The 742-nt window shown below is 77.1% G+C and carries 1 protein-coding gene; it reads right to left on the reverse strand.

Annotated elements, in window-relative coordinates:
- Positions 1-742, reverse strand: a 742-nt coding sequence (locus L0B03_RS18650; RefSeq protein ID WP_250448600.1) for an AMP-binding protein, incomplete at both ends; no start/stop codon positions are given.

A 742-nucleotide genomic window follows, 5' to 3' on the forward strand; every position in this document is an offset into this window, starting at 1 on the left:
CTCCGGGCCAGCGAGAGCGACGCGGCGGGCCGGGGTCGGGGTCTCGACGACCGCGACGAGCAGCTGGGCGCCCTGGGGGCCGATGCCCACCACCCCGGCGCGGGCCACGCCGTCGACCCGCTCGACCGCCTGCTCGAGGCCCACCGGGGTGACCACGCCGTCCGCCGTGGTGATCACGTGGGCGAGCCTGCCCTCGACCCACAGCCGCCCCTGCTCGTCGAGGTGCCCGACGTCCCCGGTGCGGTGCCAACGGTCGTCGGGCACGTCACGGGTGGCCGCGCGGTCCGTCAGGTGCAGGCGGAAGTAGCCGCGCTTGAGGTGCGGGGCCGTCACCACGATCTCGCCGGTGCGGGCGGGGTCGGTGGTCGGCTCCCCGGTGGCCGCGCCGTCGGCGTCGAGGGGGCTGATGCGCACCTCGGTGGTCGGGGTGGGGCGCCCGACGCAGACCCCGCCCGAGTCGCCGTCGGGCCGGGAGCTGGTCGCGTCGCGGATCCCGTCGAGGGTGACGTCGGTCATGAGCAGCCCCTCGGTCATGCCGTAGGGGGTGTGCGGCTCGGCGTTGGGCATGAGGCGGCCCGCGGCAGCCAGCAGGGGCTCAGGGACCGGGGCGCCGGCGGAGAGGAAGGTGCGGACCTGGGCGAGGGCGTCGTGATCGGCGGGGGTCAGGGCGTCGGCGGTCGCCACGACGTTGGCCAGGGCCGCCGGGGAGAGGAAGAGCACCGTCGCGTCGACCGCTGCCGCG

The sequence above is a fragment of the Actinotalea sp. C106 genome (assembly GCF_023630195.1).
In the GTDB taxonomy this organism is placed as follows: Bacteria; Actinomycetota; Actinomycetes; order Actinomycetales; family Cellulomonadaceae; genus Actinotalea.